We start from the raw sequence: 24,124 nt of genomic DNA, 5'->3' as shown, positions 1-24,124 counted from the left end.
CGAATGCCGTAATAGAAGGGAAGGATTTTTCTTGGATAAAAAGATTGTTTTAGTGGATGGAAATAGTATCGCATACCGTGCATTTTTTGCCCTACCACTTCTTAATAATGATAAAGGTGTACATACCAATGCCATTTATGGCTTTACCATGATTTTAAATCGAATTCTTGAACAGGAGAAACCGACACATATATTAGTAGCCTTTGATGCAGGCAAAACAACATTTAGACATAGTACTTTTAGCGAATATAAAGGCGGCAGACAAAAAACACCACCTGAGCTTTCGGAGCAGTTTCCATTTTTACGCGAATTGCTTGATGCATACAAGATTGCCAGATATGAGTTAGAAAACTATGAAGCCGATGACATCATCGGAACTTTATCTCTTCAAGCTGAAAAAGATGGCTTTGAGGTTAAAGTTATCACAGGTGATAAAGACTTAACACAGCTAGCCTCAGAACAGATAACAGTAGATATAACGAAAAAAGGGATCACAGATGTCGATTCTTACACTCCTGAGTTTATTAAAGAGAAGTATGGGATTACACCTGAACGAATAATTGACATGAAAGGGCTAATGGGAGATAACTCTGATAACATTCCAGGTGTCCCCGGTGTCGGAGAAAAAACAGCACTGAAATTATTGCAGGAGTTCAATACATTAGAAGAACTATTAGACTCAATCGATAAGGTGAGTGGAAAAAAGCTAAAAGAAAAACTTGAGGAAAATAAAGACCAGGCGATCATGAGTAAGCAGCTTGCGACTATCTATCGTGAAGCCCCAATTGAAATTGGAATTTCTGAGCTGGAATATAACGGCTATGATGGTGATAAAGTCACAAAACTATTCAAAGAGCTCGGATTTAATTCCTTACTCGATAAGGTTGAGGGTAGCGAGTCGAATGAGGACAAGCCTTTAGAAAAGATTTCCTATAAAATCGTCGATGAAATGACTGAAGATGTATTAACAACTGAATCTTCTTTAATTGTGGAAGTGCTTGATGAAAGTTATCATAAGGCAGACATCCAAGGATTTTCAATTTCAAACGAAAATGGAAATTATTATATACCAACAAAGTTAGCTCTCGAATCAGAGGCTTTTCAACAGTGGGCAAACGATAATGAGAAAAAGAAGATCGTTTTTGATGCAAAGAAATCGATAGTGGCATTGAGATGGAAGGGTATCAATCTACAAGGAATCGACTTTGATTGTCTAATTGCATCTTATATTTTAAATCCGTCTGACTCGACTGAAGATGTTGCCGCAGTGGCAAAATTAAAGGGAATAACAGATGTACATTCTGATGAAGCAGTGTACGGAAAAGGAGCCAAACAAAGCATTCCTAACGAAGAAATTCTTTCTGAACACTTAGTGAGAAAAGCAATTAGCCTAACAAAATTAAAAGATTTGTTCTTGCATGAACTTCAAGAAAATGAACAGTATGAACTTTTTACTGATTTGGAAATGCCGTTATCCCTAATCCTTGCAGACATGGAATCGATAGGGGTAAAGGTCGATGTTGAACGTTTAAAAGGAATGGGCGAAGAGTTAAAGGAACACCTTCAGGAGCTTGAACAAAAAATTTATGAACTGGCTGGAGAAGAGTTTAATATTAATTCACCCAAGCAGCTAGGTGTTATTCTTTTTGAAAAGCTTCAACTAACTGTGTACAAGAAAACAAAAACGGGTTATTCCACTTCTGCCGATATCCTTGAGAAACTAGCTAAAGAACATGAAATTATTGAATATATCTTGCATTATCGTCAAATTGGTAAGCTTCAATCAACCTATATTGAAGGCTTATTAAAGGTTGTGCATGAAGATACTTGTAAGGTTCATACTCGATTCCAGCAAGCTTTGACGCAAACTGGAAGACTAAGTTCGACAGACCCGAACCTGCAAAACATTCCAATTCGCTTGGAAGAAGGAAGAAAGATCAGACAAGCTTTCGTCCCTTCACAAAAGGATTGGTTTATATTTGCGGCTGACTATTCCCAGATTGAACTAAGGGTATTAGCCCATATTGCCAATGATGAAAATCTGATTAGTGCCTTTACGAATGATCTGGACATTCATACAAAGACTGCCATGGATGTGTTCCATGTAACTGAAGAGGAAGTAACCTCCAATATGCGTCGTCAGGCAAAGGCTGTAAACTTTGGGATTGTGTACGGAATTAGTGATTTCGGATTGTCTCAGAACCTTGGAATCACCCGGAAGGAAGCAGGACACTTTATTGAACGTTATTTTGCAAGCTTTCCTGGTGTTAAGGAATATATGGAGGAAATTGTTGAGGACGTAAGACAGAAAGGATACGTATCTACGCTTCTTCATAGAAGAAGATACATTCCTGAAATTACAGCTCGTAACTTTAATGTTCGTAGCTTTGCTGAAAGAACAGCAATGAATACTCCAATCCAAGGAAGTGCAGCTGATATCATCAAGAAAGCAATGATTGAAATGGCGGACAGGTTAAAAACAGAAAAGCTTCAAGCGAAGTTACTATTACAGGTACATGATGAATTGATTTTTGAAGCGCCAGAAGAAGAAATTGAAACCTTAAAGAAGATCGTACCTGATGTAATGGAAAATGCCATTTCCTTGAAAGTACCTTTAAAGGTTGATTATGAATACGGTAAGACTTGGTATGATGCCAAGTAAGTCGAAAAAGGATGTGATCATATGCCAGAGTTACCAGAGGTCGAGACCGTTCGGCGCACGTTAACCCAGCTTGTAAATGGCAAAACAATTGAAAAGGTAACGGTTTTATGGTCAAAAATTATCAAAAAACCGGAAGAACCAGAGCAGTTTTGTGATGCACTTCGTGGACAGACAATCCATGATGTGGACAGAAGAGGTAAATTTTTAAAGTTTATTTTAGATGATTATGTTATGGTTTCTCATTTACGTATGGAAGGAAGGTACGGCCTTTACGATAAAGAAGAACTTTATGACAAACACACACATGTATTGTTCACTTTTACTGATGGAACCGAGCTGCGCTATCGAGACGTTCGGAAATTTGGAACGATGCATTTATTTAAAAAAGGCGAAGAAGAGAATAGCCTACCTTTATCTCAATTAGGACCAGAGCCATTTTCGGAAGAATTTTCATTAAAATATTTAGAAGAAAAGCTATCTAAGACCAACCGTAAAATTAAGGTCGCGCTGCTTGATCAAACAAAGGTCGTAGGGCTTGGGAATATATATGTTGATGAGGCACTGTTTAGAGCGGGCATTTACCCAGAACGTGCAGCCAATTCCCTAACCAAAAAGGAATTGAAAATACTACACCATGAGATCATTCAAACACTGAATGAAGCTGTCGAAAAAGGTGGAAGTACGATACGCTCTTACGTTAATACGCAAGGTGAAATTGGGATGTTCCAATTGCAACTCTTTGTATATGGTCAAAACGGTAAAGCATGTCAAACATGTGGTACAGAAATTGAAAAAACAGTTGTCGGTGGCAGAGGCACCCATTTCTGCCCAAAATGCCAGAAGAGCAAAATGAAAACAAAATAATGTATAGTAAGCCTTCATTGAAATTCGATGCATCATTTTCTTTCGACTTTTGACTGCCACGGGACATTTCACATGTAATGGGCTCTCTCCATATACTATCTTAGCAATCGATAGGAAGGAGACTCTGTGAGATGTCCCAATTGGCATCACTTGTTTTATTAGCATTTGCAGTAAGCTTGGATAGTTTTAGTGTTGGATTCACATATGGTATGAGGAAAATGAAAATACCTTTTAAATCAATCATTACAATCGCATGTTGTTCAGCAGTAACGATGGCAGCCGCCATGGGATTAGGAAAGACTATTGCGTTATTACTATCGCCTGCAATCGCTGATCGACTGGGTGGTATTGTACTCATGTTAATTGGTGTCTGGGTATTGTTTCAGTTTTTTCGACCAACCTCCCAAGCATCTGAACAATATGAAGAAAAACTATTAGTGAAAGTTGAAATAAAATCACTTGGACTTGTTATCAATATTTTGAAGAAGCCAATGGTTGCTGACCTTGATAAATCAGGAACGATTACCGGATTTGAAGCATTTTTGTTAGGGCTTGCGCTTTCTTTAGATGCTTTTGGGGCCGGAATCGGTGCAGCTTTATTAGGCTTTTCTCCATTGGTCATGGCTTTATTGGTTGCCGTGATGAGCTCGCTTTTTGTTTATACGGGTATAAAAAGCGGTGCTGTTTTTTCAAAGAAAAGCTGGGTTCAAAAATTTTCATTTTTACCTGGAATCTTACTGATTTTAATTGGTATATGGAAATTCTAAAATAAAACGCAATAGGGAGATTGGATACGTGGCATTAACAATCGGATTAACAGGTGGAATTGCAAGTGGAAAAAGTACAGTATCACAGATGTTCAAAGAAGCAGGAATTGTTGTCGTAGATGCAGACGTTATTGCACGTAAAGTGGTTGAGCCTGGAGAAGAAGCATATGAACAAATTGTTCAATCCTTTGGCAAGGATATTCTATTACCTGACGAGACGATTGACAGGCAAAAATTAGGATCGGTCGTCTTTTTCAATGAAGAGAAACGATTGTTATTAAATTCAATTGTTCATCCTGCTGTTCGAAAACAAATGCTTATAGAAAAAGAAGAACACCTTAACAATGGGGAAGAAACCGTTATATTGGATATTCCATTGTTATTTGAAAGTAAGTTAACTGCATTAGTTGATCGCACCCTACTTATTTATGTTGATTATGAGACACAATTAGCACGCCTAATGAATCGTAATAATCTCAGCAAGGGTGAAGCAGAAGCGAGGATCCAATCACAAATGCCGCTTAAGGATAAAATTCAACTAGCAGATGCTGTGATTGATAACAATGGTACAATTGAGGCTACAAAGGATCAGCTACACGAAGTTTGTACACAGTGGGGTATAAAACGATAAGATAATACAAAGGTATCTCTAATACGAGATACCTTTTTTATATGTTAAGTAGGTCAAATAACCATTGAAAAATAACCAAAAAGACGTATAAATGACCATTTTTATAAAAAAATGAATTAAAGTGTTACATATCTATTTTAATGTGTTATACTAATCGTAGAAATTAACAATAAAAAGTATAACATATATCGTGGAGGGGTTTTGATGAAGCCAAGAATCGCAATCAATGGATTTGGCCGTATTGGAAGAATGGTATTTAGAAAAGCAATTATGGATGATTCATTAGAAATAATCGCTATCAATGCAAGCTACCCTGCTGACACACTAGCACATCTAATAAAATATGATACAAACCATGGTAAGTTCGATGCGGAAATCATCCCACAGGACGACTCATTATTGGTGAATGGTAAGCGTATTCAGCTTCTTAGCTCCCGTGATCCTTTAGAGCTTCCTTGGAAAAGATTGAATATAGATATTGTGATTGAGGCAACAGGAAAATTTAATTCAAAGGAAAAAGCAAGCCTACATTTACAGGCTGGTGCCAAAAAAGTTATCTTAACTGCACCTGGTAAGGATGAGGATATTACCATTGTAATGGGTGTAAATGAAGACAAATATGACCATGAAAATCATGCCATCATTTCAAACGCTTCTTGTACAACAAATTGCTTAGCACCCGTAGCGAAAGTTTTAAATGAGCAGTTTGGAATTGTGAACGGTTTAATGACAACGGTTCATGCTTATACAAATGACCAAAAAAATATCGATAATCCACATAAAGATTTAAGAAGAGCAAGAGCCTGCGCACAATCCATCATTCCTACATCGACTGGAGCTGCCAAAGCATTATCACTTGTATTGCCAGAGCTAAAAGGAAAATTACATGGAATGGCACTACGTGTTCCAACACCTAATGTTTCTTTAGTTGATTTAGTTGTAGATGTTGAACGAGATGTAACGATTGAAGAAATTAATGAAGCTTTTATAACAGCATCTGTTGGGGCTTTAAAAGGAGTTTTAGATTTTACGACTGAACCATTAGTTTCCATTGACTTTAATACAAATCCACATTCGTCTATAGTCGATGGGTTATCAACAATGGTCATAGGAGATCGTAAGGTAAAGGTATTAGCTTGGTACGATAATGAATGGGGATATTCTTGTAGAGTAGTAGATTTAGTCAAATATGTTGGCGAAAAAATCATCCAAAAAACTGAAGCAAAAGTAGGCTAAATCAAAAACCTTCCCAATTGCGGGAAGGTTTTATTATTTAGTTTAATAAAACGTATTGCTAAATGTATATAAACTTAGTATACTAGTTTTCGTGAACTTCTTAAAAGCTTATGCTTTTGTAGCTACTTAAAGGGTTAGGACCTCTCTGGACTAACTTTCCCCCGTGGTAGTTATGCTCATGCTTTACGCGAAGAACTCATCGAAATTATGGTAAGAGGGGGAACAATTAAACATGGAAACTATGGGACGTCATGTAATCTCTGAATTATGGGGTTGCAATTTCGAAAAATTAAACGACATGCAAGGTATTGAAGAAACTTTTGTTCAAGCAGCATTAAAGTCAGGTGCAGAAATTCGTGAGGTAGCTTTTCACAAATTTGCTCCACAGGGAGTTAGTGGTGTTGTTATCATCTCTGAATCACATTTAACGATTCACAGTTTTCCTGAACATGGATACGCAAGTATTGATGTTTACACATGTGGAGATTTAGATCCGAATATTGCTGCAGACTATATTGCTGAGGCACTTGGTGCACAAACACGCGAGAACATTGAGCTTCCACGTGGTATGGGACCAGTACAAGTAAAGCCAGCACAAGTAAAAGTACTTTAAAAATAAATAAGAATCAACTAAAATAGAAAGAGGTGTATATATTACACCTCTTTTTTTACATTTAGAACAATAATTTTAATATAGAATAGATAAAAATAGGGAGTGGAACTAATGGGATTGCAAACGTTTTTTTCGAATCACAGTGAAACGAGAGACAAACATTCGGACGAGCAGTTAAGAAGTCATTATTATAAAACAACAAATAAAAAGGCAATTGATGCTGTAACAAAAATCATTAATAATTTAGATGGATACCATATTAACTCTATATCAGAAGAACGCGGCGAAATGAGCATTTCAATAAAAAAAGGAAGAAAAGCCTTTGTTGTTGCCACTATCGTCTCTGTAAGACCGTTTGAAACAGCGATTGACTTCGCGGTTACAACAGAAACACTTTTATTACCAATTGACTTTGGCTACAGTAAAAAAGTCATTATGAATTTATATCAGCGCTTAGATAAAGAACTTCCTCTCATCGGTAAAAAAGAATCTTAAGTCGGATTTATGATGAGAAACCCTTGTCCAAAGAAAATCTTTCTTATAATATGAATACATAGAGTCTGTGTTCAAAAAAGAGGGTGAAAAGGACCAAGAATTTCAAGGCGGTGCAGCTTTGAGTACCGGAGCGAGGCAACTGCTTGAGTTAACTCCCTTGCAGCCTTGCGCTGAGGAATTGACTTCGTGAATTAACTAGTAGACGCAAGCGCATAACCTAGTTATTCACCATGTTCTCGGAGCAATGTACGCAGAAATTCGATGTGCCATTTTTGACCGAATTTTTGAACATCCTATAGAGATCTCCTAAGAAGGGAGTTGTTACGAATGAGATGCCCTACTTGTCAACATAATGGAACGAGAGTCTTGGATTCACGCCCAGTTGATGATAGTCGTTCAATCCGTAGAAGACGAGAATGCGAAAAATGCCAATATCGGTTTACGACATTTGAAAAAGTGGAAGAAATTCCTTTGATTGTGGTAAAAAAAGAAGGTACTCGCGAGGAGTTCAGCAGGGAAAAGATGCTGCGCGGGCTAATTAAAGCTTGTGAAAAACGTCCAGTTTCCTTGAAGCAATTAGAGGATATCACCCATGACGTTGAAAAGGAACTACGAAGTCAAGGGATTGCAGAGGTCAAAAGCGATATTATTGGTGAGTATGTGATGAACCATTTGGCAAAAGTAGATGAAGTAGCATATGTTCGCTTTGCATCAGTTTACCGCCAATTTAAAGATATAAATGTTTTTATCGATGAATTAAAGGAATTAATAAAAAGAGAACGGTAAAGGGCTTAAGATACGTGTTAAGCTCTTTTTTTAACTACTAGAAATGGAAGGCTTTGATGAAATGGAGCATTGGAAAGAACTAGTACCAGTCGATCGTTATATTGTGCATGCAGCAGACCTTTTGCATGATTATGACCGGAAAATTGTATCATTGCTTTACCAACCTCTTATTGGAATGAAAGCCTTCAGTCTATATATGACTTTGTGGAGTGAGTTGGAGCAAAACCGACTATGGGGTGAAGAAAGTACCCATTATACCTTAATGGCACTGCTACAAACGAATCTACAGGATATTTATCAAGAACGATTAAAGCTTGAAGGAATCGGCTTATTAAAAACATTTGTAAAATCTGATGAGCATTCTAGAAGTTTTATCTATGAGTTGCAGGCACCACTCTCACCAAGAGCTTTTTTTACGGATGGTGTTCTTAATGTTTATTTGTATAACAGATTAGGAAAAGGTAAATTTTTTAAACTCAAGCAGTTCTTTTCAGACCATGCACCTGATCTAGATTCTTATAAACCGGTTACGAAAGCATTTAATGAAGTATTTGCATCTGCTCAAGTCTCGAAAATGATTTCCACGATTAGTGATGAAATGAAAAGCAATCTTGAACGTGATGAAAATACAGAATACATGGATCGAAGTCAAGAGAAAAAGCTTGTAATAGAGAACGACAGCTTTAATTTCGATTTGTTTTTTGCTGGTCTTTCAGATGTAATGATCCCAAGAAAAGCAATTACACCTAGAGTAAAAGAAGCAATCACTAAGCTTTCCTTCCTTTACGGAATTGATCCGGTTGAGATGCAGGGTATTGTTATGAGCGCTCTAGATCCAAACGAAAAAATAGATATCGAAAAGTTAAGAAAGGCTTCAAGAGATTGGTATCAATTTGAAACAGGTAATGAATTACCTAATTTAACAGAAAGGGTACAACCATTACCAAATCAGACAATGGTAAACAAAGTTCCACAGACAAAGGAAGAAGAATTGATTCAGAAACTGGAAAGAATCTCTCCAAAAGAGTTTCTAATCGATGTGTCTGGAGGATCACAGCCTTCTGTTTCTGAATTGAAAATTATAGAAGATGTGATGTTCCGTCAAAACTTACTTCCAGGTGTTGTGAATGTACTGTTATATTATGTCATGTTAAAATCGGATATGAGATTAACAAAGTCTTATATTGAAACCATTGCCAGTAACTGGGCAAGATTAGATATAAAGACAGTAAAGGATGCAATGGAGACAGCCAAAAAGCATAATTGGACCGCAGATAAAAAGACAAATAAATATAAACGACAACCGATACGTAAAGAGTTATTACCTGACTGGTTAAAGCAAGAAGATGAAGGTATAAAAGAAGAAACTCCAAAAAAGGAAAAATCAAAGGAAAAAGCTTCTAGTCCTTCCAGTCCTTCCTTTGAAGAGAAGAAGCGTTTATTTGAAGAAAGATTAAAAAGGAATAACCAATAAGATGGGGGTGAGGATATGAAACCGATTCAGGATTCTTTAAAAAAACTATCTAATCATGCTGGCTTTCAGCAGCGATATGAACAAATCAAACATGAGGTATTAAACCATTCTGAGGTAAGAGAGTTTATTAACGCACATCAGGATCAAATTACGAATGATACGATTAATAGGAGTCTTGTAAAGCTGTACGAATATATTAATCAAAGCAAGGAATGTAATAAATGTGAAAGCCTTAATACGTGTAAAAATATGCTACAGGGCTTTCATCCTCATCTTGAACTTAAAGGTAACGCAATTGATTTAAGCTATGAAAGATGTCCGAAAAAGGTAATGCATGATGAACAGTTAAAATATAAATCTTTAATCAAGAGTATGTATGTGCCAAAAGATATTCTTGATGCATCCCTTGAATCCCTTGAATTTGATGAAGGACGTTCAGATGCAATTCTTTTAATTCAGGAATTTCTTAATCAGTATGAACCTGGCAAACGGATGCAGGGATTATATTTATACGGTTCGTTTGGAATTGGGAAAACTTACTTTTTAGGTGCCCTTGCAAATGGACTAGCTCAGAAAAAGGTCTCATCGATGCTTGTGTATGTACCTGAATTCATGAGGGAGTTGAAGGGTTCCTTACAGGACCAATCAATCAATTCAAAAATTGATGCTGTTAAGAAAGTACCAGTTTTAATGCTAGATGACATTGGTGCTGAATCGATGTCCAGCTGGATGCGTGACGATATACTTGGTAGTATTCTGCAATACCGTATGCTTGAAAATTTACCAACCTTCTTCACATCTAATTTCGATTTTAAAGGACTCGAACACCATTTATCGTATACGCAACGTGGTGAAGAAGAAAAGGTCAAAGCTGCTCGAATCATGGAACGAATCAAATATTTAGCAAAACCAGTTGAACTTAAAGGAAAAAACAGACGTTATTAATCGAATTGGCTATCTCGAAATAGAGATAGCCAATTTTTTTCTATTCTAAAGTTGTCCCATTCTCCATATACATGTAACAGGGTAATGGTATTGGTGAAATGGGGGGACTAGCTTGATTGAAATGCATTTCCAAGAAACAACAGATGCACAAAAAATGTTTAAGGGCTTAGTTGCGAAGGCAAAAGCTCTTTCTATAGATTACATAGAGGTTGTCAATGATGAGGAGAATGTGGTGTCTGTTTTCATTTCAGAAAAAGTACAATATGCAGTACAAGTTGTGGTCATTCCAGTAATGGCTGAGTTTATCATTCATAACAAAGAGGACAATTGGATTCTCGATTACATCGAAAATTTATTTTACTTTACCGATTACGAAGAGAAGAAACAAATCTTAGAAATTGCCAAAGGATTAATGGATGGGAATAACCCTGATATCCCAGGGGTTCAAGATGTCGTGCCGAGGGAACAACTGATAGTGGAAGCGCTTCATGATTTTATGGAAATTCCAATTTCTTTCTCGTTTGAATCATTTTTAAAGTTTCGTATGCGGTCTTACAATGAGGCATTATTGCAAATCATCGAGTCTGCAATTGATGAATACAAGCTTGAGCAGGAGTATCAAACATTTATTCAAGGACTGAGAGAATTTAGAGAAAAGCGGGAACCGAAGCTTGAGCAATTACATATTTTACATGATGAGCAATTTTATTTTTATAATCATGAGTTTACTGAAATAAAGCGAGATGAATTGTTTAAATATATTGACCGAAAACTAATCCTACACCAGCCCTTGTATATTGACTCTGCTGTTTTGGCACCTTTAGTGTCAATTGCGCCGAAGTCGATATCCATTTATACGGACCAGATTGATAATGGGATGGTTCAGACCATTCATAATATTTTTTTGGAGAATGTCACAATTTACACGAAGAAATCCTTTGAAAACACACGTTTGAAAGCAAAAAAAGTATAAAATAGACGAACTGCCCTTGATTTAACTTTTAAATAAGACTATAATACCTACATATTACAAATACTCATGACATGAGTACTCTATAATTTAAAAGTTATGATGAGGACACGATCGTATAATTACGGTTTTCAGAGAGGGAAGACTAGGCTGGAAGCTTCCTAACACGAATGATACTTTTACCACCTCTAAACTTCAGTAGTGAACCTTTGCTTATCAAAGTTGTAATTACTGACGGGATTACCGTTATTTATTTCTTGAGCCATTCGATATTTCTCGAGTGGAAACAAGGGTGGAACCACGATACATATACTCGTCCCTTTTTTTAGGGACGAGTATTTTTTATTTTGTTTTTTAACAAGAAAAAGGAGTTGAAAACTGATGTCAGATGTAGTAAAAATTACATTCCCAGACGGAGCAGTGAAGGAGTTTCCTAAAGGAACAACAACAGAAGATATTGCAGGATCAATCAGTCCAGGCCTAAAGAAAAAGTCAATCGCAGGTAAGTTTAATGGAAAAGAGATTGATTTACGAACTGAAATCCATGAAGATGGTGAAATAGCAATCATTACCCAAGATACTGATGCAGCATTAGAAATCATGCGACACAGTACAGCTCACCTTATGGCACAAGCAATTAAACGCCTATATAAGGATGTTAAGCTTGGTGTAGGGCCAGTTATTGAAAATGGCTTCTACTATGACATTGATATGGAAAAATCATTAACACCTGAAGATCTACCTGAAATCGAAAAAGAAATGAAAAAGATCATAAATGAGAATCTCGAAATCCATCGTGTGGAGGTTTCACGTGATGAGGCATTAAGAAGATACGAGGAAATTGGTGATGAGCTTAAACTGGAATTGATTCAGGATATTCCGGAGGGAGAACCTTTATCAATTTACGAACAAGGTGAATTTTTTGACCTTTGCCGTGGTGTCCATGTTCCTTCAACAGGAAAAATTAAAGAATTTAAGCTATTAAGCATTGCGGGTGCATACTGGCGTGGAGATAGCGACAATAAAATGCTTCAACGTATTTATGGAACTGCATTCTTTAAGAAAGCAGACCTTGACGAATACCTTCGTTTACTAGAAGAGGCTAAAGAACGTGACCATCGTAAATTAGGTAAGGAACTAAGCCTGTTTACAAATTCACAAAAAGTAGGTCAAGGTTTGCCATTATGGCTTCCAAAAGGCGCAACTATCCGCCGCGTCATCGAACGCTATATTGTAGATAAAGAAGTAAGACTAGGCTATGACCATGTGTATACACCAGTACTTGCAAACGTTGATTTATATAAAACTTCTGGTCACTGGGATCATTATCAAGAAGACATGTTCCCAGTAATGGAAATGGATAATGAAGAGCTTGTGTTGCGTCCAATGAACTGTCCGCATCACATGATGATTTATAAAAATGGTATTCATAGCTATCGTAAGCTTCCAATTCGGATTGCTGAATTAGGAACAATGCACCGCTACGAAATGAGTGGAGCACTATCTGGTCTTCAACGTGTTAGAGGAATGACTCTTAATGATGCACATATCTTCGTTCGACCTGACCAAATTCAGGAAGAGTTCAAACGCGTTGTTAATCTTATTTTAGAAGTTTATAAAGACTTTGATATTCAAGACTTTAGCTTCCGACTTTCTTACCGCGATCCTGCAGACACTGAAAAATATTTCGATGATGACGCAATGTGGGAAAAAGCTCAATCTATGTTAAAGGCAGCGATGGATGACCTTGGTTTGGATTACTTCGAGGCAGAAGGAGAAGCAGCATTCTATGGTCCTAAACTTGATGTTCAGGTCCGTACAGCACTTGGAAAAGATGAAACACTTTCAACTGTTCAGCTTGACTTCTTATTACCAGAACGTTTTGATTTGACTTATATCGGTGAAGATGGAAAGCAACACCGTCCAGTTGTTATTCACCGCGGTGTTGTATCAACAATGGAACGCTTTGTTGCTTACTTAATTGAAGAATACAAAGGGGCATTTCCAACTTGGTTAGCACCTGTTCAAGTTCAAGTCATTCCAGTTTCTCCTGATGTACATCTTGATTATGCGAAGAGTGTTCAAGAGAAACTTCAGGCAGAAGGATTACGTGTAGAAATTGACGATCGTGATGAAAAGATTGGCTATAAAATCCGTGAAGCTCAAATGCAAAAAATTCCATTTATGCTTGTTGTAGGAGACAATGAAATGAGAGAAAAAGCAGTAAATGTCCGTAAATACGGAGAGCAGAAATCAGAGACTCTGTCCTTTGATACATTCCTTTCAGCGATCCTGCAGGAAGTAAAAAAATAAAAAAGGCTTGTCAAACATTAAGGTGCATGCTAGAATGAATTTCGTTGCACTATTCTAGTTGCACCGTTTGACAGTTATCATCATAGATGTTATACTTTTGTAGGTAATTGAATACTTGTTTGAGAAAGTAGAGGCACCCGCTTCTCACCTGATTGACGCAAATTGCAGTTGGTAGGTCTTACGTTCATTAATCATTAATGTGTAAATGAATTGTAATAGTGTGGGTGTGTATACATTCACACTTTTTTGTTTGTCTCAAATCTGTAAAATGCGCAAGATTTCAAACGAGGCATTCTTTAAAAAACCTTGGAGGTGGCTAATTATTAGCAAAGACATGATGGTAAACGAAGGCATTCGTGCCCGCGAAGTTCGTTTGATTGGTCAAAACGGTGATCAACTTGGAATTAAATCCAAAACTGAAGCATTAGAAATTGCTGCAAGAGCAAATCTTGATCTTGTATTGGTTGCACCTAACGCGAAACCACCTGTATGTCGTATTATGGACTACGGTAAATTCCGTTTTGAGCAACAGAAGAAAGATAAAGAAGCTCGTAAAAACCAAAAGGTTATCAATATTAAGGAAGTTAGACTTAGTCCGACAATTGATGAGCATGATTTTAATACAAAGCTTCGTAACGCAATTAAATTCCTTGAAAAGGGCGACAAAGTTAAAGCGTCTATTCGCTTTAAAGGTCGTGCGATTACACATAAAGAAATCGGTCAACGTGTTTTAGATCGTTTTTCTAAAGCTTGTGCTGAAGTAGCTACTATTGAATCCCACCCAAAAATGGATGGAAGAAGTATGTTTTTAGTACTAGCACCTAAAATCGAAAAGTAATGAATTGAGGAGGAACTCCCTATGCCAAAAATGAAAACACACCGTGGTACTGCAAAGCGTTTTAAGAAAACAGGATCTGGTAAACTTAAACGTTCACATGCATACACAAGCCACTTATTCGGAAATAAATCTCAAAAGCAAAAGCGTAAGCTTCGTAAAGCTACATTAGTTAGCAAAGGCGATTTCAAACGTATTCGCCACATGTTAGACAACATTAAATAATCGGTTATTGATCTTAGGAGGGAAACAAAATGCCAAGAGTAAAAGGCGGAACTGTTACACGCAAACGTCGTAAAAAGGTATTAAAATTAGCTAAAGGTTATTTCGGTTCAAAACACACTTTATATAAAGTTGCAAACCAACAAGTAATGAAATCATTAATGTATGCTTACCGTGACCGTCGTCAAAAGAAACGCGACTTCCGTAAGCTATGGATTACTCGTATCAACGCAGCTGCTCGTATCAACGGTCTTTCTTACAGCCGTTTAATGCACGGATTAAAAGTAGCTGGTATCGAAGTAAACCGTAAAATGCTTGCTGACCTAGCTGTTAGCGATGAAAAAGCATTCGCAGAATTAGCAACTGTAGCTAAAAACAACCTAAACAAATAAGTCTAGGTAAAAAGGTTACTCCCATTGTAAAATGAGAGTAACCTTTTTTGTTTTAGTCAATATGGGAGGAATAATAATGAGCTATATCTTTTTCATCTATATAATTCTAAATATATATGGATTCTTACTTATGTATATTGATAAAAATAGGGCAAGAAACAACAAATGGCGCATTTCTGAAAAGCATATTTGGATTGTCGCCATTGTAGGCGGTGCACTTGGGGCAACCTTAGGGATGAAACAATTTCGCCATAAAACAAAGCATAAGCAATTTGTCATCCTGCTTCCCGTTCTTACAGTCGTTACGATAGCCCTTTATGCATATATTTTAGTTAACCTGTCATAACAACTTGTACGTTTGTATATGCTTAAATAGCACCGAAGTAGCCTAACGAAAGAGAGGTGAGTTGTGTATTTGGATGAAACAATGACACTTCTGTTTGTTTTTATTGAATCCACTGGACTGCTTGCCCCCATCATATTTATTGGGATGCATCTGATTCGTCCCTTCTTTTTCATTCCAGTACCTGTTATATGTATTGTCGGGGGGATATTATTTGGGTCCGTATCTGGAACACTCTACTCCATTCTAGGCTTAACCTTGCTTAGTATTCTATTCTATTTTTTATATAGTCAAGTTCCTAAATTGGCTAAAAAAATTAATAATCTCAAGCAAAAATGGCTTGGCGAACGAGTGAATTTTACGATTGGGCAAATTGCAATCTTACGTCTTATTCCTTTTATTAATTTTCATCTTTTATCATTGTGCATCAAAGATGTGACTAGAAATTTCCGAGAATATGCCAAAGGCTCCTTTTACACAAATATCCCAGTAGCTCTTCTTTACACGGTTTTCGGTCAATTTATCCGTGAATTCTCCACGACAGTTATTCTAGCTATTCTCCTTGCACTAACTCTATTGTTCTATTTACTTAGAGAAAAACAAGTTATAATCAAATGGCATGAATTTTTTAAACCTAAAGCAGGTAGATCCTATCAATGAAAAACAGTCGTGAGTTAACGCTCACGACTGTTTTCTTTAATAAGTTCTCTTATCGGACTTTTCCAATCAATTTTAGCATGTGGGTATACTTCACTAATCCTACGTTCAACGTATTGAAAATCTGTATAGGTTAATCCCTTTAGATTGTCGTCTTTGGCCCAAACAAAAATCGAGACAACTTCAAACGATTTCTTCGTAGTTCCTAAATATTTTTCTCCCTCAAATAAAACTCCCTTATATGTTAATAAAAAGTTTTTATGGACATTTGCAAGATCGTCAAGCCAGTAGAATTCTCGTTTTTCTTGAGCAAGTTCGAGCTTCCTCTTTGGGTTAAGGACATACTTGAAAATCCGATATAATAAGAAAATAATTAGAAGTAATAGTACAAAACGAATAAGTAGGACAAACATAAGAGGACTCCCTCCATTCTCAATCTGCCAACATATACGATTGAAACGGATAAAAGGTTTCAAGTTTTGATAAATTTGCTATAATTTTTTTAGTTTGTTTTTTATTGAGGAGGTCTAACAATGACATATAACTTAAAAGTAATGCTGTTAAATGAGAATGCAAGGCTCCCGTTACAAGCAAACCCCGGTGATGCAGGGTTGGATTTGTTTTCTGCCGAAGAAAAAGTAATTAAACCTGGTGAGGCTGAATTAATCAAAACGGGAATCAAAATAGAGCTTCCGCCGGGAACCGAAGCACAAGTAAGACCAAGAAGTGGATTAGCACTCAAACATTCGGTTACTGTCTTAAATAGCCCAGGAACAATTGATGAAGGGTACCGTGGGGAAGTTGCTGTTATTCTAATTAATCATGGCAAGAAGGACTTTGTGGTTGAAAAGCAAATGCGCATTGCGCAGATGGTCATAGCCCAAGTCGCTCGGGTTCATTTACAACAGGTTGAGGAAGTAGCGGCATCTGCAAGAGGTGAAGGTGGATTTGGGTCTAGTGGGACGAAATAAAAAGTCCCTAATTGCTCAACTGCCACCATTTTCTGTATAATGAAATGGTCGATTAAACTTAGGAAAGTTAGGTGATTTATTAATGACAAAGCTTGATGAAACATTAACGATGCTCAAAGATCTTACCGATGCAAAAGGAATTCCTGGTAATGAACGAGAGCCACGTGAAGTCATGAAAAAATACATAACACCATATTCTGATGAAATTTCATACGATGGAATTGGAAGCATCATCGCAAAAAAGGCGGGTCATGCAGAAGGTCCAAAAGTGATGATTGCAGGACATTTAGATGAAGTAGGGTTCATGGTTACGCAAATTGATGATAAAGGATTTTTACGTTTCCAAACTGTTGGAGGCTGGTGGTCACAGGTTATGCTTGCACAACGTGTAACCGTTGTCACGAGTAAAGGAGATATTACGGGCGTGATTGGCTCAAAACCACCACATATCTTATCTGCTGAAGCACGTAAAAAGCCTGTTGAAATTAAAGATATGTTTATTGATATTGGTGCATCAAGTCGGGAGCAAGCACTTGAATTTGGTGTGAAACCTGGTGATCAAGTAGTGCCATATTTTGAATTCACAGTTATGAATAATGAAAAAATGCTACTTGCAAAAGCTTGGGATAACCGAATCGGCTGTGCAATTGCAATTGACGTTTTAAAATATTTGAAGAATGAAGAACATCCAAACGTTGTTTATGGAGTTGGGTGTGTACAAGAGGAAGTAGGTCTTCGTGGCGCAAAAACGGCTGCAACGATGATCAAACCTGACATTGCAATTGCAGTTGATGTAGGTATTGCAGGTGATACTCCTGGTATTTCCGAAAAAGAAGCAATGAGTAAAATGGGAGAAGGTCCACAAATCATTTTATATGATGCTTCTATGGTTTCTCACAAAGGATTGCGTGATTTTGTTGTTGGAGTGGCTGATGAGCTAAGTATCCCATACCAATTTGATGCGATTGCAGGTGGTGGAACAGATGCTGGAGCAATCCACATTACATTAGAAGGCGTTCCATCATTAGCCATTACAATTGCAACTCGTTACATTCATTCACATGCGGGAATTCTTCACCGTGATGATTATGAAAATGCTGTTAAGTTAATTGCTGAAGTAATCAAGCGTCTTGATCAAGAGGCGATCAACAAAATTAAATACGAATAAGAATAAGTAAAGCCGATGAGTTTATCATCGGCTTTTTCCAACTACTGCTTTAATCCTTGCTCTAATGTTGTAAGCATTTCTTGCTTATCCTCCTGGCTTGCATTTTGCCAAATGACTTCAAACAAAACGCCTAAACCAGGAAGCATTTTTTCTTCGCCACTCTGGATAGCATCTACAATTGTATCTTCTAATTCAGCCTGAGAATTTCCTGTGACATTGTGCTTTACAGCATGTCTTAAGTTTAAGTTCATTTACATGCACACCTTTCCTATGTAACTTTTTCTTTACTATGATTTACGTTATACCGTTTTATTATGTATCTTTGTTAGGATATAATGGAAAAAGAATCAGCATAAAGGAGCAATTGAAAAGTTGAAACGAATCGAATCAAATAAAAACCCTCAAATAAAACAATGGAAAAAACTACATACGAAAAAAGAACGTGATAAATCAAGGACATTTATGATTGAAGGATTCCATTTAGTGGAAGAAGCATTAAAAAGTGATGTAGTCATCCAAGAATTGATTATAAGTGAATCAACTGACATCCCTTCAGGATGGAATGTAGATGATTTATCAATCACGATTGTAACGGAAAAAATCATGCAGGAAATAAGTGATACAGATACTTCTCAAGGAGTTGCTGCCGTTTGTGAGCAATACTCGGTAAATGAAGGTGGAAAGTTCTCTAGGCTCTTATTAATAGATGCTGTACAGGATCCTGGTAACCTAGGGACGATGATTCGAACTGCAGATGCAGCAGGAATTGATGCTGTCATTATTGGTGAAGGAAGCGTTGATGTCTATAACTCAAAGGTCATTCGTTCTACACAAGGCTCCATATTTCATATACCTATTATTAAAGAAAATCTTCACGACACTATTTTAAAGCTTAAACAGAATGAGATAAAAGTATATGGAACATCTTTAAAAAATGCAGTTGATTATAAACAAGCGTCTGTTGGAAATTCATTTGCATTGATTGTTGGCAATGAAGGGAATGGAGTAGAACCTGACCTATTAGAGAAAACCGATCAAAATCTTTATATCCCAATCTTCGGTAGGAGTGAATCATTAAACGTTGCAGTAGCAGCGGGGATATTACTTTATCATTTACGGTAAAGAGGGGGGAGTATAATAAACGACTTTTTCGGAAGGGCCGTTATTGGAGACCCGTTTCAGTGGTTATCTCTTTCACATGTTGTGATGTTAGGCTTATTGTTTGCATCAGGGATATTATTATTTATGTTTCGAACAAAACTCACAAAGAGAAAATCAGCAATCCGTTATTCCCTTTCTTTCTTTTTATTAGCTAGCGAACTATCGCTTTATATTTGGTATTTGAAAACGGGAGTATGGGATCCGGTAGATTCATTGCCATTTCAGCTATGCTCAATTTCATTGTTATTAAGTATCATCATGTTACTAACTCGAAAGCTTTTTTTATTTGAGATTACGTATTTCTTAGGTATTGGCGGTGCTATGCAAGCAATGCTTACACCAGAACTTGCCTATGATTTTCCACATTATCGCTATTTTCATTTTTTTCTAGCACATATCGCGATTATACTAGCAAGCTTGTATATGATATGGTTTGAGAATTGTAGACCTACAATTAAATCTATTTGGAAGGCCTTTGCTGCTTTAAATGTTATTGCAATAGTTGTCTTTTTCATTAACAAAGCAACAGGTGGAAACTATATGTTTCTCGCGCGAAAACCAATAAACCCAAGCCTAATCGATTTTCTGGGTCCATACCCTTGGTATATTTTATCTTTGGAAATAGTCGCATTGTTCATGTTTTTTATTCTCTATCTCCCATTTATACGAAAAAAGAATTAAAATGGGTTTGATTTGCACCTCTAAGATACGTATAATATAATCTATATGCTTTACATATAGCTAAAAACAATGATTGAGACTAGTATCTTTCCACTCACTATTCAGGGAGAAAATGCCGAGACTGAAAGCATTTTTATAGAAGAAGAAAGTGAATTCACCTCTTGAGTTGGCACTCGGACCGTTTTGTCATTCAAAACGTAAAGGTGTACCGGCATTTGCCGTTATCGAAACGAAGTGAACAATTATTGTTTGATAATTGTTAACAAGGGTGGTACCGCGAATCTAAACCTCGTCCCTTTTTTGGGATTGAGGTTTTTTATTTTGTCTAATAAAGGAGGAATTATTAATGCAAGAAAGATTACTTGAGCTGAAAGAAGAAGCTCTGGCAAAAGTAGAAGCTTCAACGAACCTTAAAGAATTAAACGATATTCGTGTTGCGTATTTAGGGAAAAAAGGACCTATCACTGAAGTACTAAGAGGGATGGGCAAGCTTTCTGCTGAAGAGCGTCCAAAAATGGGTGCGCTTGTGAATGAAGTAAGAGAGCAAATCACTGAAAAATTAACTGCAAAACAGGAATTACTTGAAAAAGAAGAAGTTGAAAAAAGACTCGCTTCTGAAACAATCGATGTCACACTACCAGGAAGACCCATTAAGGTAGGCGGACCTCATCCACTAACAAAGGTAATTGAAGAAATTGAAGATCTTTTCCTCGGTATGGGTTATTCAATTGCGGAGGGCCCAGAAGTTGAGAAAGATTATTACAATTTTGAGGCTTTAAATTTACCGAAGGACCACCCAGCAAGGGACATGCAGGATTCATTTTATATCACTGAGGATATTCTTCTTCGTACTCAAACGTCTCCTGTTCAAGCAAGAACAATGGAAAATCATGAAGGAAAAGGTCCTGTAAAAATCATCTGTCCTGGTAAAGTATATCGTCGTGACAATGATGATGCGACACATTCCCATCAATTCACACAAATTGAAGGATTGGTTGTTGATGAAAACATTCGTATGAGTGACCTTAAAGGTACTTTAAATACGTTTGCTAAGAAAATGTTTGGAGAAGATCGTGAAATCCGTCTGCGTCCAAGCTTCTTCCCATTCACTGAGCCTTCAGTAGAGATGGACATCTCATGCTTTAAATGTGGTGGAGATGGCTGTAATGTTTGTAAGAAAACAGGCTGGATTGAAATTTTAGGTGCAGGTATGGTTCATCCAAATGTACTTGAAATGTCTGGATTTGATTCAAAGAAATATACAGGCTTTGCGTTCGGAATGGGCCCAGAGCGTATTGCGATGTTAAAGTATGGAATTGATGATATTCGTCATTTATATACAAATGATAATCGTTTCATCAAACAATTTAATCGGGCTTAAGGAGGGAGAAAAACATGTTTGTTTCATATAAATGGTTACAAGAATACGTTGATTTATCAGGTGTAACTGCTGAAGAATTAGCAGAGAAAATCACTAGAAGTGGAATTGAAGTTGAAGGTGTCGATCATTTAGGGGAAGGCATTAGTGGAATTGTTGTCGGTCATGTATTAGACTGTGAGCAGCATCCAAATGCTGATAAATTAAATAAATGTCAAGTCGATTTAGGTGAAGGTGAACCTGTTCAAATTATTTGTGGTGCACCAAACGTTGCCAAAGGCCAAAAGGTGGTCGTGGCAAAGGTAGGAGCTGTACTTCCAGGTAATTTCAAAATCAAAAAGGCAAAGCTTCGTGGTGAAGAATCAAATGGCATGATTTGTTCCCTACAAGAGCTTGGAATTGAATCAAAACTTGTTTCAAAGGAATATGCAGAAGGCATCTTTGTATTCCCACATGATGTTGAGCCAGGAGCGGACGCGATTGCCCAACTAAATCTTGATGACAAAGTTCTTGAATTAGGACTAACACCTAATCGTGCTGATGCGATGAGCATGATGGGGGTTGCTTATGAGGTTGCAGCTATTCTTGGAAAAGAAGTTAAACTTCCACAACCAAAAGTAACAACTTCAGAGGAAAAAGCGGAAGACTATATTTCAATATCAGTTGAAGCAAAGGAAGATAATCCATTATATGTAGCGCGAGTGGTAAAGAACGTTAAAATCGGTCCATCACCATTGTGGCTTCAAACACGCTTGATGGCAGAAGGAATTCGACCACACAATAATGTAGTGGATATTACAAATTATATTTTATTAGAATATGGTCAACCTTTACACGCGTTTGATTATGACCGTCTTGGTTCTAAGGAAATCCTTGTAAGACGTGCGAATAACGGTGAAAAAATTACAACATTAGACGATGCAGAGCGTACATTAACTAACGAACACCTTGTCATTACAAATGGTACGGTGCCAGTTGCCCTTGCAGGTGTAATGGGTGGAGCAAATTCTGAAGTTAAAAATGACACAACAACAGTATTAATTGAGTCTGCTTATTTTACAGGAAGTACAATCCGTAAGTCTTCAAAGGATCACGGATTACGTAGTGAGGCAAGTGCTCGCTATGAAAAAGGAATAGATCCAAATCGTACTCGTGAAGCAGCTGACCGTGCTGCTGAGCTAATGGCTGAGCTTGCCGGTGGTGTGGTTCTTGATGGTGTTGTAGCAGTTGATACTCTTGATATTCAACCTGTAAATGTATCTGTTTCACTTGAGAGAATTAATAAAGTGTTAGGAACTGAAATAACAAAAGAAAAAGTAGAATCGATATTCACAAACCTACAATTTTCATTTACCGTGGATAATAATACGTTCCATGTCACTGTACCTACTCGCAGACCTGACATTACAATTGAAGAGGATTTAATTGAAGAAGTAGCACGACTATACGGTTATGATGAACTACCAACAACACTTCCAATTGGCGAATCAAATCCTGGTAGATTAACGGATTACCAAGCAAAACGTCGTTTAGTTAGAAGATATTTAGAAGGTGTGGGATTATATCAAAGCACCACATATTCACTTACAAGTGCTGAAAAAGTGACTAAATACGCACTTGAACAAAGTGAACCAATTCGTTTGGCTATGCCTATGAGTGAAGAAAGAAGTCTGTTAAGACTAAGCCTTCTTCCGCATTTATTAGAAGTTGTTTCTCATAACCTAGCTCGCCAAATTGACAGTGTTGCTACGTATGAAACAGGTGCAGTCTTCATTACTAGACAGGGTCAAGAACTACCTGAAGAAAAAGAACATCTTGCGATTGCTCTTACAGGTTCATGGTTATCACCAACATGGCAGGGTGAGAAAAAAGCAGTAGACTTCTATGTGGTTAAAGGTATTGTAGAAGGTCTGTTTGAAAAGCTTGGTCTTGGAAATAGAACTTCATTCCTTCAAGCAAGAGTTGAAGATATGCATCCTGGTCGGACTGCTTCTGTGTTAGTAGATAACAAAGAAATTGGATTTATTGGTCAAATTCATCCAAATGTCCAAAAAGACTTAGATTTAACACCGACTTATGTGGTTGAATTATCATTAAAGGATGTCTTAGAAGCAGATGTGGAAGAAATACTGTATCAGCCAATTCCAAGATTCCCTTCAATGACTCGTGACATCGCGCTTGTTGTAGATCAATCAGTGGCTGCAGGTGATATGAAGCAGGTCATTATTGAAGCGGGTGGAAAGTTACTCCGTGATGTAACGATCTTTGACCTATATGAAGGAGAGCGTATGGAGCCTGGTAAAAAATCAGTTGCATACTCGATCAAATACTTCGATCCAGAACGTACTCTAACAGAGGAAGAAGTAACAAAAGCACATGAAAAAGTACTAAAGGCAGTTGCAGAGAAATTTGATGCAACATTGCGTTCATAAAAAAATGGAGTGGGTATTTTATCCCACTCCATTTTTTTTATTGTCCAGCTTCAGGCCCCATCGGCTCTCTGGTCTAAGCCAATCGCTTCGGAAGGTAAAAGACACCTTCTGTCAGCGCTTGTCTTATG

At 37.2% G+C, this 24,124-nt stretch carries 25 protein-coding genes and 3 other annotated features; of the genes, 23 read left to right on the top strand and 2 right to left on the bottom strand.

Translation table 11 applies throughout. The annotated features are described in order from the left end of the window. Window positions 1–31 precede the first annotated feature (31 nt). The 17 genes from polA to CKK03_RS08290 all read left to right on the top strand — a co-directional run bounded on the left by polA (window position 32) and on the right by CKK03_RS08290 (window position 16,208). Window positions 32–2,662, top strand: a complete 2,631-nt coding sequence (polA, locus tag CKK03_RS08370; RefSeq protein WP_099362145.1) for a DNA polymerase I — start codon at window positions 32–34, stop codon at window positions 2,660–2,662. 21 nt (window positions 2,663–2,683) lie between these two features. After that, window positions 2,684–3,526, top strand: coding sequence for a DNA-formamidopyrimidine glycosylase (gene mutM, locus CKK03_RS08365; protein ID WP_099362144.1), 843 nt, complete (start codon window positions 2,684–2,686; stop codon window positions 3,524–3,526). A 131-nt stretch (window positions 3,527–3,657) separates the two neighbouring features. After that, complete coding sequence (ytaF, locus tag CKK03_RS08360) at window positions 3,658–4,293, top strand: sporulation membrane protein YtaF (RefSeq protein ID WP_099362143.1); 636 nt, start codon at window positions 3,658–3,660, stop codon at window positions 4,291–4,293. Window positions 4,294–4,321: 28 nt separating this feature from the next. After that, the gene (coaE, locus tag CKK03_RS08355; protein WP_099362142.1) at window positions 4,322–4,924 is read left to right on the top strand and encodes a dephospho-CoA kinase; all 603 of its coding nucleotides are present in this window, start codon (window positions 4,322–4,324) and stop codon (window positions 4,922–4,924) included. A gap of 204 nt (window positions 4,925–5,128) precedes the next feature. Beyond that, window positions 5,129–6,160 carry a glyceraldehyde-3-phosphate dehydrogenase gene (locus CKK03_RS08350; protein WP_099362141.1) on the top strand — a complete coding sequence of 344 codons (1,032 nt, stop codon included), beginning with the start codon at window positions 5,129–5,131 and terminating at the stop codon, window positions 6,158–6,160. Between the two features lie 232 nt (window positions 6,161–6,392). After that, window positions 6,393–6,773, top strand: coding sequence for an adenosylmethionine decarboxylase (gene speD, locus CKK03_RS08345; RefSeq protein ID WP_099362140.1), 381 nt, complete (start codon window positions 6,393–6,395; stop codon window positions 6,771–6,773). A 111-nt stretch (window positions 6,774–6,884) separates the two neighbouring features. Further along, window positions 6,885–7,268 carry a cytosolic protein gene (locus tag CKK03_RS08340; protein ID WP_099362139.1) on the top strand — a complete coding sequence of 128 codons (384 nt, stop codon included), beginning with the start codon at window positions 6,885–6,887 and terminating at the stop codon, window positions 7,266–7,268. 327 nt (window positions 7,269–7,595) lie between these two features. Then, a complete protein-coding gene (gene nrdR, locus CKK03_RS08335) occupies window positions 7,596–8,054 on the top strand; it encodes a transcriptional regulator NrdR (protein ID WP_099352030.1) in 459 nt (152 codons plus the stop codon). Window positions 8,055–8,115: 61 nt separating this feature from the next. Next, window positions 8,116–9,528, top strand: coding sequence for a replication initiation and membrane attachment family protein (locus CKK03_RS08330; protein ID WP_099362138.1), 1,413 nt, complete (start codon window positions 8,116–8,118; stop codon window positions 9,526–9,528). A gap of 15 nt (window positions 9,529–9,543) precedes the next feature. Further along, entirely contained in the window at window positions 9,544–10,473 is a 930-nt protein-coding gene (gene dnaI / locus CKK03_RS08325) for a primosomal protein DnaI (RefSeq protein ID WP_099362137.1), read from the top strand. 121 nt (window positions 10,474–10,594) lie between these two features. After that, window positions 10,595–11,446 carry a putative sporulation protein YtxC gene (gene ytxC, locus CKK03_RS08320; RefSeq protein ID WP_245864071.1) on the top strand — a complete coding sequence of 284 codons (852 nt, stop codon included), beginning with the start codon at window positions 10,595–10,597 and terminating at the stop codon, window positions 11,444–11,446. Window positions 11,447–11,533: 87 nt separating this feature from the next. Next, window positions 11,534–11,767 (top strand) — a binding site (T-box leader). Between the two features lie 57 nt (window positions 11,768–11,824). After that, window positions 11,825–13,756: a threonine--tRNA ligase gene (thrS, locus tag CKK03_RS08315; RefSeq protein ID WP_099362135.1), complete on the top strand. Its 1,932-nt coding sequence runs from the start codon at window positions 11,825–11,827 to the stop codon at window positions 13,754–13,756. A 119-nt stretch (window positions 13,757–13,875) separates the two neighbouring features. Beyond that, window positions 13,876–14,010: a sequence feature (ribosomal protein L20 leader region), on the top strand. 65 nt (window positions 14,011–14,075) lie between these two features. Further along, the gene (infC, locus tag CKK03_RS08310) at window positions 14,076–14,594 is read left to right on the top strand and encodes a translation initiation factor IF-3 (RefSeq protein WP_142354013.1); all 519 of its coding nucleotides are present in this window, start codon (window positions 14,076–14,078) and stop codon (window positions 14,592–14,594) included. A gap of 21 nt (window positions 14,595–14,615) precedes the next feature. Next, window positions 14,616–14,816: a 50S ribosomal protein L35 gene (gene rpmI / locus CKK03_RS08305; protein WP_057999468.1), complete on the top strand. Its 201-nt coding sequence runs from the start codon at window positions 14,616–14,618 to the stop codon at window positions 14,814–14,816. Between the two features lie 29 nt (window positions 14,817–14,845). After that, window positions 14,846–15,205, top strand: coding sequence for a 50S ribosomal protein L20 (gene rplT / locus CKK03_RS08300; RefSeq protein ID WP_099362134.1), 360 nt, complete (start codon window positions 14,846–14,848; stop codon window positions 15,203–15,205). 76 nt (window positions 15,206–15,281) lie between these two features. Then, a complete protein-coding gene (locus CKK03_RS08295; protein WP_099362133.1) occupies window positions 15,282–15,551 on the top strand; it encodes a DUF1294 domain-containing protein in 270 nt (89 codons plus the stop codon). Between the two features lie 69 nt (window positions 15,552–15,620). Next, the gene (locus CKK03_RS08290) at window positions 15,621–16,208 is read left to right on the top strand and encodes a TVP38/TMEM64 family protein (protein WP_099362132.1); all 588 of its coding nucleotides are present in this window, start codon (window positions 15,621–15,623) and stop codon (window positions 16,206–16,208) included. A gap of 14 nt (window positions 16,209–16,222) precedes the next feature. Here the strand turns inward: CKK03_RS08290 and CKK03_RS08285 are convergent, their stop codons facing one another. Then, on the bottom strand, window positions 16,223–16,618 hold the full coding sequence (locus tag CKK03_RS08285; RefSeq protein WP_099362131.1) for a sigma-w pathway protein ysdB: 396 nt from the start codon (window positions 16,616–16,618) through the stop codon (window positions 16,223–16,225). A gap of 120 nt (window positions 16,619–16,738) precedes the next feature. On the opposite strand from CKK03_RS08285, the gene dut reads away from it, so the two are divergent. Both dut and CKK03_RS08275 read left to right on the top strand, forming a co-directional pair. After that, entirely contained in the window at window positions 16,739–17,176 is a 438-nt protein-coding gene (dut, locus tag CKK03_RS08280) for a dUTP diphosphatase (RefSeq protein WP_099362130.1), read from the top strand. An 82-nt stretch (window positions 17,177–17,258) separates the two neighbouring features. Further along, window positions 17,259–18,344, top strand: a complete 1,086-nt coding sequence (locus CKK03_RS08275) for a M42 family metallopeptidase (RefSeq protein ID WP_099362129.1) — start codon at window positions 17,259–17,261, stop codon at window positions 18,342–18,344. A gap of 41 nt (window positions 18,345–18,385) precedes the next feature. Here CKK03_RS08275 and sspI read toward each other — a convergent pair whose 3' ends face one another. Then, window positions 18,386–18,595: a small acid-soluble spore protein SspI gene (gene sspI, locus CKK03_RS08270; protein ID WP_099362128.1), complete on the bottom strand. Its 210-nt coding sequence runs from the start codon at window positions 18,593–18,595 to the stop codon at window positions 18,386–18,388. A 121-nt stretch (window positions 18,596–18,716) separates the two neighbouring features. Here sspI and CKK03_RS08265 point away from each other — a divergent pair, with 121 nt between their 5' ends. The 4 genes from CKK03_RS08265 (at window position 18,717) to pheT (ending at window position 23,996) form a co-directional block, all read left to right on the top strand. After that, a complete protein-coding gene (locus CKK03_RS08265) occupies window positions 18,717–19,466 on the top strand; it encodes a TrmH family RNA methyltransferase (protein ID WP_099362127.1) in 750 nt (249 codons plus the stop codon). 12 nt (window positions 19,467–19,478) lie between these two features. Then, window positions 19,479–20,186, top strand: coding sequence for a YwaF family protein (locus tag CKK03_RS08260; RefSeq protein WP_342744903.1), 708 nt, complete (start codon window positions 19,479–19,481; stop codon window positions 20,184–20,186). 60 nt (window positions 20,187–20,246) lie between these two features. Then, window positions 20,247–20,486, top strand: a binding site (T-box leader). A 46-nt stretch (window positions 20,487–20,532) separates the two neighbouring features. Continuing rightward, the gene (gene pheS, locus CKK03_RS08255; RefSeq protein WP_099362125.1) at window positions 20,533–21,567 is read left to right on the top strand and encodes a phenylalanine--tRNA ligase subunit alpha; all 1,035 of its coding nucleotides are present in this window, start codon (window positions 20,533–20,535) and stop codon (window positions 21,565–21,567) included. Window positions 21,568–21,581: 14 nt separating this feature from the next. Then, window positions 21,582–23,996, top strand: a complete 2,415-nt coding sequence (gene pheT / locus CKK03_RS08250) for a phenylalanine--tRNA ligase subunit beta (protein ID WP_099362124.1) — start codon at window positions 21,582–21,584, stop codon at window positions 23,994–23,996. The last annotated feature ends 128 nt before the right edge of the window (window positions 23,997–24,124 follow it).

Origin of the sequence: Fredinandcohnia onubensis (assembly GCF_002734215.1) — a bacterium.
In the GTDB taxonomy this organism is placed as follows: domain Bacteria; phylum Bacillota; class Bacilli; order Bacillales; family Bacillaceae_L; genus Ferdinandcohnia; species Ferdinandcohnia onubensis.
Note: the sequence above shows the minus strand (reverse complement) of the source record. Positions and strands in the feature narration are given on the sequence as shown.

What these genes read in the sequence shown, in the direction of transcription:
- mutM (WP_099362144.1), top strand. Translation starts at nt 2,684, where the DNA reads ATGCCAGAGTTACCAGAGGTCGAGACCGTTCGGCGCACGTTAACCCAG.
- ytaF (WP_099362143.1), top strand. Translation starts at nt 3,658, where the DNA reads ATGTCCCAATTGGCATCACTTGTTTTATTAGCATTTGCAGTAAGCTTG.
- CKK03_RS08350 (WP_099362141.1), top strand. Translation starts at nt 5,129, where the DNA reads ATGAAGCCAAGAATCGCAATCAATGGATTTGGCCGTATTGGAAGAATG.
- speD (WP_099362140.1), top strand. Translation starts at nt 6,393, where the DNA reads ATGGAAACTATGGGACGTCATGTAATCTCTGAATTATGGGGTTGCAAT.
- CKK03_RS08340 (WP_099362139.1), top strand. Translation starts at nt 6,885, where the DNA reads ATGGGATTGCAAACGTTTTTTTCGAATCACAGTGAAACGAGAGACAAA.
- nrdR (WP_099352030.1), top strand. Translation starts at nt 7,596, where the DNA reads ATGAGATGCCCTACTTGTCAACATAATGGAACGAGAGTCTTGGATTCA.
- CKK03_RS08330 (WP_099362138.1), top strand. Translation starts at nt 8,116, where the DNA reads ATGGAGCATTGGAAAGAACTAGTACCAGTCGATCGTTATATTGTGCAT.
- dnaI (WP_099362137.1), top strand. Translation starts at nt 9,544, where the DNA reads ATGAAACCGATTCAGGATTCTTTAAAAAAACTATCTAATCATGCTGGC.
- ytxC (WP_245864071.1), top strand. Translation starts at nt 10,595, where the DNA reads ATGCATTTCCAAGAAACAACAGATGCACAAAAAATGTTTAAGGGCTTA.
- thrS (WP_099362135.1), top strand. Translation starts at nt 11,825, where the DNA reads ATGTCAGATGTAGTAAAAATTACATTCCCAGACGGAGCAGTGAAGGAG.
- rpmI (WP_057999468.1), top strand. Translation starts at nt 14,616, where the DNA reads ATGCCAAAAATGAAAACACACCGTGGTACTGCAAAGCGTTTTAAGAAA.
- rplT (WP_099362134.1), top strand. Translation starts at nt 14,846, where the DNA reads ATGCCAAGAGTAAAAGGCGGAACTGTTACACGCAAACGTCGTAAAAAG.
- CKK03_RS08295 (WP_099362133.1), top strand. Translation starts at nt 15,282, where the DNA reads ATGAGCTATATCTTTTTCATCTATATAATTCTAAATATATATGGATTC.
- CKK03_RS08285 (WP_099362131.1), bottom strand. Translation starts at nt 16,618, where the DNA reads ATGTTTGTCCTACTTATTCGTTTTGTACTATTACTTCTAATTATTTTC.
- dut (WP_099362130.1), top strand. Translation starts at nt 16,739, where the DNA reads ATGACATATAACTTAAAAGTAATGCTGTTAAATGAGAATGCAAGGCTC.
- CKK03_RS08275 (WP_099362129.1), top strand. Translation starts at nt 17,259, where the DNA reads ATGACAAAGCTTGATGAAACATTAACGATGCTCAAAGATCTTACCGAT.
- sspI (WP_099362128.1), bottom strand. Translation starts at nt 18,595, where the DNA reads ATGAACTTAAACTTAAGACATGCTGTAAAGCACAATGTCACAGGAAAT.
- pheS (WP_099362125.1), top strand. Translation starts at nt 20,533, where the DNA reads ATGCAAGAAAGATTACTTGAGCTGAAAGAAGAAGCTCTGGCAAAAGTA.
- pheT (WP_099362124.1), top strand. Translation starts at nt 21,582, where the DNA reads ATGTTTGTTTCATATAAATGGTTACAAGAATACGTTGATTTATCAGGT.